The organism is Kordia sp. (assembly GCF_045105435.1).
Lineage (GTDB): Bacteria > Bacteroidota > Bacteroidia > Flavobacteriales > Flavobacteriaceae > Kordia.
Map to the genome: position 1 here is coordinate 1 of NZ_JBGCDL010000277.1, position 8,596 is coordinate 8,596.

Annotated in this window: 7 protein-coding genes and 1 pseudogene; 5 read left to right on the forward strand and 3 right to left on the reverse strand. The window is 33.5% G+C overall.

Translation table 11 applies throughout. From position 1 onward, the window contains the following. The first annotated feature begins 38 nt into the window (after positions 1-38). Both AB8B65_RS14155 and AB8B65_RS14160 read left to right on the forward strand, forming a co-directional pair. Positions 39-548: an IS1096 element passenger TnpR family protein gene (locus AB8B65_RS14155; protein WP_405301805.1), complete on the forward strand. Its 510-nt coding sequence runs from the start codon at positions 39-41 to the stop codon at positions 546-548. 267 nt (positions 549-815) lie between these two features. Beyond that, complete coding sequence (locus AB8B65_RS14160) at positions 816-1,874, forward strand: nucleoid-associated protein (RefSeq protein WP_405301797.1); 1,059 nt, start codon at positions 816-818, stop codon at positions 1,872-1,874. A 186-nt stretch (positions 1,875-2,060) separates the two neighbouring features. Here AB8B65_RS14160 and AB8B65_RS14165 read toward each other — a convergent pair whose 3' ends face one another. The 3 genes from AB8B65_RS14165 to AB8B65_RS14175 all read right to left on the reverse strand — a co-directional run bounded on the left by AB8B65_RS14165 (position 2,061) and on the right by AB8B65_RS14175 (position 3,824). Then, the gene (locus AB8B65_RS14165) at positions 2,061-2,234 is read right to left on the reverse strand and encodes a class I lanthipeptide (RefSeq protein WP_405301799.1); all 174 of its coding nucleotides are present in this window, start codon (positions 2,232-2,234) and stop codon (positions 2,061-2,063) included. Positions 2,235-2,412: 178 nt separating this feature from the next. Then, positions 2,413-3,462: a hypothetical protein gene (locus tag AB8B65_RS14170; RefSeq protein ID WP_405301806.1), complete on the reverse strand. Its 1,050-nt coding sequence runs from the start codon at positions 3,460-3,462 to the stop codon at positions 2,413-2,415. A gap of 167 nt (positions 3,463-3,629) precedes the next feature. Further along, positions 3,630-3,824: a hypothetical protein gene (locus tag AB8B65_RS14175; protein ID WP_405301800.1), complete on the reverse strand. Its 195-nt coding sequence runs from the start codon at positions 3,822-3,824 to the stop codon at positions 3,630-3,632. Positions 3,825-4,098: 274 nt separating this feature from the next. On the opposite strand from AB8B65_RS14175, the gene AB8B65_RS14180 reads away from it, so the two are divergent. The 3 genes and pseudogenes from AB8B65_RS14180 to AB8B65_RS14190 all read left to right on the forward strand — a co-directional run. Next, the gene (locus AB8B65_RS14180; RefSeq protein WP_405301802.1) at positions 4,099-5,007 is read left to right on the forward strand and encodes an ABC transporter ATP-binding protein; all 909 of its coding nucleotides are present in this window, start codon (positions 4,099-4,101) and stop codon (positions 5,005-5,007) included. A gap of 18 nt (positions 5,008-5,025) precedes the next feature. Continuing rightward, a complete protein-coding gene (locus AB8B65_RS14185; RefSeq protein WP_405301804.1) occupies positions 5,026-5,856 on the forward strand; it encodes an ABC transporter permease in 831 nt (276 codons plus the stop codon). A gap of 303 nt (positions 5,857-6,159) precedes the next feature. After that, positions 6,160-8,596, forward strand: a pseudogene (locus AB8B65_RS14190) (CUB protein); the annotation flags it as partial.

An 8,596-nucleotide genomic window follows, 5' to 3' on the forward strand; every position in this document is an offset into this window, starting at 1 on the left:
AAACTTCGTAAATTTGCAATCCAATTTTTTTAATGAGCATGATTTATAGATTCAGAGTAATATTAGATGCAGCAGAAGATGTCTTTAGAGACATTGAAATTCAGGAAGATGCGACATTCGAAGACTTCAATAATGCCATTACACAAGCATTTGGTTTTGATGGAATGGAAATGGCGTCTTTTTATGTGAGTGATGACGAATGGAATCAAGGTGAAGAAATTTCGCAATTTGATATGAGCGAAGGACAAGATTCAATCCGATTGATGAATGAAACTACTTTAGACGGTATGTTTTCAGAAGATCAAACACGGATGATTTATGTGTATGATTTTTTGAATATGTGGACGTTTTTGATTGAATTGGCAGAAATTGCCGAACCTGTAAACGGCGAATCGTACCCGAATTTGTTATTTTCTCACGGAATTCTTCCAGATAGCGCGCCAGATAAGCAGTTTGAAGCAGAAAAAGATCCGTACGGAATGGACGATGACGAAGATTTGGATATTAATGATTACGACAGTCTGAATTTTGATGAAAATTGGAACTAGCTTCGACAGGCTCAGCTAGCTTAAATTGGTAAGTTTTATTACCTAAGTTTAATAATCATAGTTAACTAGTTTTTGGGCGTTCCCACTTTTTAAGTTGCGTCCGCACTAAAAAATGGTCAGGCTCTCGGCAGTCGCTCTCAAAAGAGGAGCTTCAACAAAGCCTCCATCCTTAACGCGAAAGTACCTTGCGAAAATGAAAGTGACAATTGAACACATCCCACGAAAGTGAAATAACAACAAACAAAATAAAAAAATTACACCTTAATAATGATCAATTTATACAGCGCACAAGTAGATTCCTTATCCATTCACAAAGTTGGGAATAAAAGCAGAAACGAAAATGTATTTCTTTCATCAGAACCGTATCAATTAACGGATGAAATTACACCATTATTAAAAGAATACTTTTTTAAACCGTTTAGAGAAAAGGAAGAAAATTACTTTCAATTCACGAATGAAGTTGATTTAGAGTTCAATCAATTGTACGCTATTGTAACTGCTATTTTTAACGATTCGGCAACGGTTCATGAGAATTCAAAGAAGATTGCTTCGTTACTTTTTGAGCAATCGCAACATCCGCACATTAAAAGTGGTGAAGTGTATGTTGGCTATTTTGAAAATGTGGTGATTGATAATGAAAAAGTAGATGCTGTCGGGATTTTTAAATCAGAGATTAAAAACGATTTCCTTCAGTTTGAAGAAAAAGAAAACAATTTAGAGGTGTTATTCCAACAAGGAGTTTCGTTGAATAAATTGGATAAAGGTTGTATTATTTTTAATGTAAAAAAGGAAGAAGGTTATAAAATTCTTTCTGTGGACAGTAATAAGTATGATACTAAATATTGGTTGGATCATTTTTTAGGTGTGGACGCGTTTGCTGATGAAAACTTTTACACGAAAAAATACTTAAAGTTCTGTCAAAACTTCGCTAAAGATGTTGTTTTCCCAGCGGAAGACAAGAAAGAAGAAGTAATGTTTATGAACCGTGCGGTGAATCATTTCGCAAAAAATGATACGTTTCAAGAGACTGAGTTTTTAAATGATGTGATTGAAAATCCAGATTTAATTCCAGAGTTTAAGCATTATAAAGTTGAGAAAGGTCCAAAATATAGTATTGAAGATGTTTCTGAGTTTCCAATTGCAAACAAAGCGGTTTCTTCTGCCAGAAAAAGTATCAAGAATACGATTAGCTTAGACACGAATATTCAGATTAAAATGGATTTCATTAATCCTGAATCTGCCGAGAAGTTTGTAGAAAAAGGTTGGGATGAAGAAAAGCAAATGTATTATTACTTGGTTTATTTTAATAAAGAACAAAAAGCATAAATTAAAAAAGCCTGTCTAAAAAGTTTTAAAAGTCGTCATTCTGGACTTGATCCAGAATCCCATAAAGCTGATTTTCAACTGTGATGCGAAACCGAATTAAGTTCGGTTTGACAAAATTATAACTTTTTAGACAGCCTTTTTATTTTTTAAAAATGATCTACTAAATAAGTAGCTAAATAGCAATTGCTATTGCCCTAGTAAACACTTGGTTAAATCGCATGTATTACACATAAATTCATCCGCCGTATTACATCTACTATAGCGAGAAGTTACAGTGCCGCCGCCATATAGTTGTTCGCTACTGAGTTTAGAAATTGATTCTTTGTTAAGGCTAAATTTTTTTAATTTTTTTTTCTTCATAACGATATAATTTACTTTGCCTACTCTATTCAAATTGAGGTTTTTCGGCTGCTACCTTTGTCACATTTAAAATTAGATAGAAATTTTATTTTACAATTTGTTTTGGTAGTAGAATTGGTGCAATTGTACCCTTTAGGACACTATTTAACTTGTATTTTATGATATGCAAACACTTTTTCTATCTATTTACATTTTCATAGTTTCTTCGCACAAAGTGCAATGCTTGGTATAACAGATCGCCCATGGTACTTAGTTTTTTGAAGTTTATATCTTTTGTGACTTCAAAAACTCTTTGTGTCAATGCCGCCACATTTTCTTTGGTAGATAAGGTATCTTTCTGCATGCACACTAATAGTTCTTGAATACGACTTTCCGAACTCAGCATTCGTTTTGCAATGATGGAACGTTCTTCCGCTTTGTATTGTTCTATGGAATCTCCTTGCAGTTTTTCGCCAACCAATTGCACCATTTTATTGTTTTCTTTAAAAAACTGTGGCAAGTACACTCTAAATTTTCCTTCGTAGCATTGTTGATCAAAGTCAATTGGGCGAATTTTAAAAATTACATTGTCAAAATCGTGCGTTGGTACAATTACATAATTATAGGAACGCATATCTCCTAACAAGCGAATCATACAACGTTCGTTAAACTTTACAAATTCTTTTGCAATTTGTGCTTTCTCGGAAGTAGTACAATCTTCAAGCATGTTTTCAATAAAAACATCGCCTGGAATTCCTGCAATATGTTCTTCAATGAGTGTGTTTTTGTAGACTAAAAAATTGAGGTTATTTGGTGATAAAATGTGTTCCAGTTCTAAACCGTAAATTCGAGAAGCATCCGCTGTTTTTACATAAAAATATGTGTAATTGTCATTTAATATGTTTCGTATTTTTATTCGAAATGGTTTTGAGTTTCCAAACGTACAATAATCAATTGCATCTACATTTAGGTATTGAATAATGTCTTCATTTCCATCTGAATGTAAAATTGAGTATACTTTTTTTAAGCTCAGATCAATTTCTTGTCGTTCAAATTCGTTGTAATACGCTCGCACCCAAAGTGTATCATTTTCATCTGCATCGTAAACTACAATAGAACCTTGAAATCGTAATAAATCGTCATAAAATATTGGAATTTTTATGGTTCTACGGTGTTCAGAAAGGTATTCGTTAAATAATGTATTTACGGGAAATGCAGGTTTCTTTTTTGATATGATTGGTTCTTCCATTGACGGATTGTATTTTATTTTGGTATTCAAATTTAAAAATACATCATCTAGTTCTAAAACTGCTTATTATTATTCAAGTATTTCAATAAAGGATAAAAAGCATAAATTGAAAAGCCTTTACTGTTACAATAAAGGCTTTTTTTTAATTATAATTTCATTGTTACGGTTTAATCTCCATTGTTAATTGCAATCAAACATTCTCTTCGCGATTGATCGACGACACAGTATCCGTTTCCGATGTACCATCCGTCACAAGTATTACAATCTGCCTCAGATACACCACCATTACCTCCTGTAATGTTTATCTGTTCTTTCTTATTTAATTCTGAAACTCCTTTAATTCCTAAAATGTTTTTTAACATAATCATATAATTTTAATTTGCCTACTCTGTTTACAGATCGGTTTTTCAGCTTCCACCTTTTTCATAATTCTAAAGTAATGTGGAATTATAACCTACAACTTATTTCATGCTGTCAATTGGTACATTTGTATACATTAGTACACTATTTAACAAACGCTATGGAGATTACACGAGTATCAGAAAATGTTCTTTTTAAAAAAGCTTTCCGTATATTTTGTAACAATTTCAAAAATGAGTCGTCAAGTATATATCAATCAAAAAAAACTGAATTACATTGGAAACTATTCTCTCATTACAAAATCTGAGTAAAAATTACAAAAATGTCAAAGCAGTACAAAACTTATCATTTACCATAGAAAAAGGGAATGTTTACGGTATTTTAGGACCAAACGGAAGTGGAAAATCTACTACGTTAGGAATGGTGTTAAATGTTGTAAACAAAACTTCTGGAAATTTTCACTGGTTTAATGGTGATGTTGCTGTACACGATGCTTTAAAACGTGTTGGTGCTATTATTGAACGACCAAATTTTTACCCGTACATGACCGCTTATGACAATTTAAAGCTGGTTTGTAAAATTAAAAATGTATCTAAAGACAAAATTCAAGAAAAGCTACAACTGGTAGGACTTATAGATCGAAAAGATAGCAAGTTTAAAACCTTTTCTTTAGGAATGAAACAACGTTTGGCTATTGCTTCTGCGTTGCTAAACGATCCTGAAATTTTAATTTTAGATGAACCTACTAACGGATTGGATCCGCAAGGAATTCACCAAATTAGAGAGATTATTAAAGATATTGCGACGCAAGGAACCACCATTTTATTGGCTTCTCACCTGTTGGATGAAGTTGAAAAAGTATGTTCGCATGTCGTTATTCTGCGAAAAGGAGAAAAAATTTATTCGGGTCGCGTGGATGAAATGGTGGCAAGTCAAGGATTTTTTGAGTTAAAAACCGATACTGATAAAGAAGTGGAATTACTGAGTATTTTAGAACAACATGCTTCTTTTGGAACGATCAAAAAAGAAGATGGATTGATCACTGCTTTCCTAACAGCGCCTTTAAACGCAGCCGATTTCAATCAAACCATGTTTGACAAAGGTATTGTGTTATCGCACTTAGTAAATAGAAAAGAAAGCTTGGAAGAGCAATTCTTAATGCTTACTGAAAATGAATCTAATTAATTTTATCCAACAACGACTATGTTACGTTTATTACAAATAGAATTCCAAAAACTATGGTTAAATAGAACCAGTAGAATACTTATTTATATCTCTTTTGTTTTTCCATTGTCCATATTGATCCTTTCTGCCATAAAAATTAACTTTTTTGGCTTATTTACTATTGACTTATCTGAAACACAGATATTTGAATTTCCATATATCTGGCATATTACTACCTTTTTTATTGCCTTTTTTAAACTATTCTTTGCCATTGTCGTCGTCTCCATGATTGGAAACGAATACAGCAATCGGACACTGAAACAGAATTTGATTGATGGTTTAAGTAAAAAAGAAGTCATTCTATCCAAGTTTTATTTCATTCTTGCATATACCGCGCTAGTAACTGTACTTGTATTTGTTATTACATTGATATTAGGAATTTCGCACTTGCCTGCTAATGATTTCGGTTTAAATACCATTTTTGATGGTTCAGAATTTATAATCGGTTACTTTGTTAAACTACTTGCCTTTTTCAGTCTCTGTTTATTGATTGGCGTATTAATAAAGCGTTCTGCATTTGCATTAGGTTTCCTATTCATTCTATACATCGTGGAAATGATTTTATATGCATTAACAGAAAATGTATGGTTTGATAAAGAAACTGCCAGAGAAGTATTTCAGTTTTTCCCATACACATCTATGTGGAATTTAATTGAACAGCCTGTATACAGAATGGCAAATGTAAATAACCCAGGACGAGTTTTGGAGACAGATTACGCATTGCACTGGTATGAGCTTGTTATTTCATTCACATGGATTGCAACGTATATATATCTATCCTTCAAATTACTCAAAAAACGAGATTTATAACAAAACAGCATACAAATCCAATAGATTATACAGAAAGAGCGAAGAAATTCGCTCTTTTTTTAGTCCGTAATTAGTATATTTGTCGGCTGTTGAGTATGGAAAATTGCTATGAAGTATCTCGGTATAAGAAACACCATTTTTCCCCCAATAATGCGTAAATTTTGGTAACTATTGTAAATTCTTATTTCTGCCCTACTCACTAAAAAAAAGAACAATTCTCGAAAATGCAAAATAATAACGCTGTAAAAGAGTTATTAAACAGGATTATTGAGCGTTTTATAGTTTAGAAAATATCAATTACAGATGAAAAAAAAATTACTATTTATTCTTGCCATATTGCCAACACTATTATTTGCACAAGGAGAAGCTGCAAACTGGTATTTTGGTCAAAATGCAGGATTACAATTTGATCCTGATACAGGCACAGTAACTGCCGTTACTGATGGAAGCCTTAACACTCTTGAAGGTTGTGCTTCTATTTCTGATACAGATGGAAACTTATTATTCTATTCTGATGGAATTACCGTTTGGAATAGAAACCATCTAGTCATGACCAATGGTACAGGATTAAATGGTGATAGCTCTAGTACATCTTCTGCGTTGATCATTCCTAAACCTCAAGATCCAAATATCTATTACATTTTTACGGTTGATGAACCACATCACGATGATGGTGGCGTAAACAACGGATTAAATTACACCGCGGTTGACATGACTGATGGAATTGGTTTTGTTATCAATTCCGAAAAAAATGTTCCTTTAATCACTTATGACACAACAGATACTAACGAAACACGATTTAAATGTTCTGAAAAAATATCAGCTGTAAAAAGTTCCGATTGTGAATCATTTTGGGTACTTACACACTTCATAGATGATTTTTATGCGTTTAAAGTTGACAATGTTGGTGTAGACACAACTCCTGTAGTTAGTAGTACGCCTACAGAAATTCCGCTTTCTGGCTACCGCAGAAATGCACTTGGATACTTAAAAGCGTCTCCACAAGGAGACAAACTTGCTGCTGCACATTTAGGTTTGGCTAATGTTGAAGGTGGAAACGGTCCTGGAAAAGTAATGTTATACGACTTTGATAACGCAACAGGAATTGTAAGTAATGAACTCGAATTATACAATGGAGATTCTCCTTATGGTGTCGAATTTTCTCCTGAAGGAACCAAATTATATGCTACTGTCGGACTCGGAAATAGTGGGACAGGAAACAGCTTACTATTACAATACGACTTATTATCCGCAGATATTCCTGCGTCACAATTTACTGTAAACGATTCATTTACGTTTTCTGCTGGCGCAATTCAAGTAGGAATTGATGGAAAAATATACCGTGCATTACTCGATTTTAGCAATACGGCAAATACAGGTCGCTTTTTAGGTGTCATTGAAAATCCAGAAGCCGATGGCGCAGCAGTTATTTACAATCAGAACGGAATATTACTAGACATCACAAACACAAATACCAATCTATCAAGAATTGGATTACCGCCTTTTATTCAATCACTATTTGCAACGCCTGTTGATATTATTCGTAATGGAGTTTCTATGACAGAACTTTCATTATGCACCACACAAGATTATACGCTTATGGCGGATGATATTGCTGGTGCAACATATACGTGGACATTTAATGGAAATCCATTAGCTGAAACTACTTTTGAACTCAATCTAACAAATGTAACACTTGCTGATGCTGGATTATATGAAGTACAAATTGAGCAAAACAATGGCGAATGTCCGTTAATGGGAGAAGCAACTGTTTCTATATTTACATTACCTGTTGCGAACCCAATTGAAGATCAACTTATCTGTGATGATAACAATGATGGTTTTTCAACATTAGATTTTGATGTACTTGCAACAACTGTACTAAACGGACAAGATGATATGTTATTTACAGTAACTTTTCATCCAAGTGAAGCTGATGCAATTGCAAACACGAATCCGCTAGTAAGTCCATACACGAATCAAGTTGCTTATGAATTAGAACCAATTTTTGTTCGTATCGAAAATAATGACAATACTACTTGTTTTGATACAACTTCATTTGATTTTGATGTGTTTGATCAGCCAACGGCAAATGCAGTAACTGACTATGAACTCTGTGACGATGACACAGATGGTGATGATACAAACGGTTTTTCCACATTCAACCTTTCTACATTAGACTCGGAAGTTTTAGGTGGACAAGACATGATGCAATTCAACATTACATATTATGCTAATCAAGCAGACGCAAACGATGCTATGAATGTATTACCAACTATGTATGCGAACACAACGGTTAACGGAAATACGATTACCGGTGGAGATCCAATAATAGCACGTATTGAAAATGTAGACAATCCAAATTGTTTTGATACAATTGAGTTCAATATCATTGTAAATCCACTTCCTGTAGTCTTGCAACCTGTCGCATTGCTTCAATGTGACGATGATACGGATGGTTTATCTGATTTCAACTTAACGGAAGCCAATTCTTTATTATCAAACGATTCTGATAACGAAACTTTTACCTATTATGAAAGTTTTGCAGATGCGGAAAATACGAACAATCCAATCATAAATGATACAGCGTACAATAGTAGTAATAGCGGACAAGTTTTTGCTACGATTGAAACAATAAACGGCTGTTCTCGCATAGGTGACGTAAGTTTAATTGTAGGGACAACACAAATTCCAGATACGTTTCAAATAGCGTATGAAGTATGTGATGATACTGCTGTAG

Excerpts from the sequence above, each read along its gene's own strand:
- AB8B65_RS14175 (WP_405301800.1), bottom strand. The coding sequence starts at position 3,824 with ATGTTAAAAAACATTTTAGGAATTAAAGGAGTTTCAGAATTAAATAAG.
- AB8B65_RS14170 (WP_405301806.1), bottom strand. The coding sequence starts at position 3,462 with ATGGAAGAACCAATCATATCAAAAAAGAAACCTGCATTTCCCGTAAAT.
- AB8B65_RS14185 (WP_405301804.1), top strand. The coding sequence starts at position 5,026 with ATGTTACGTTTATTACAAATAGAATTCCAAAAACTATGGTTAAATAGA.
- AB8B65_RS14160 (WP_405301797.1), top strand. The coding sequence starts at position 816 with ATGATCAATTTATACAGCGCACAAGTAGATTCCTTATCCATTCACAAA.
- AB8B65_RS14165 (WP_405301799.1), bottom strand. The coding sequence starts at position 2,234 with ATGAAGAAAAAAAAATTAAAAAAATTTAGCCTTAACAAAGAATCAATT.
- AB8B65_RS14155 (WP_405301805.1), top strand. The coding sequence starts at position 39 with ATGATTTATAGATTCAGAGTAATATTAGATGCAGCAGAAGATGTCTTT.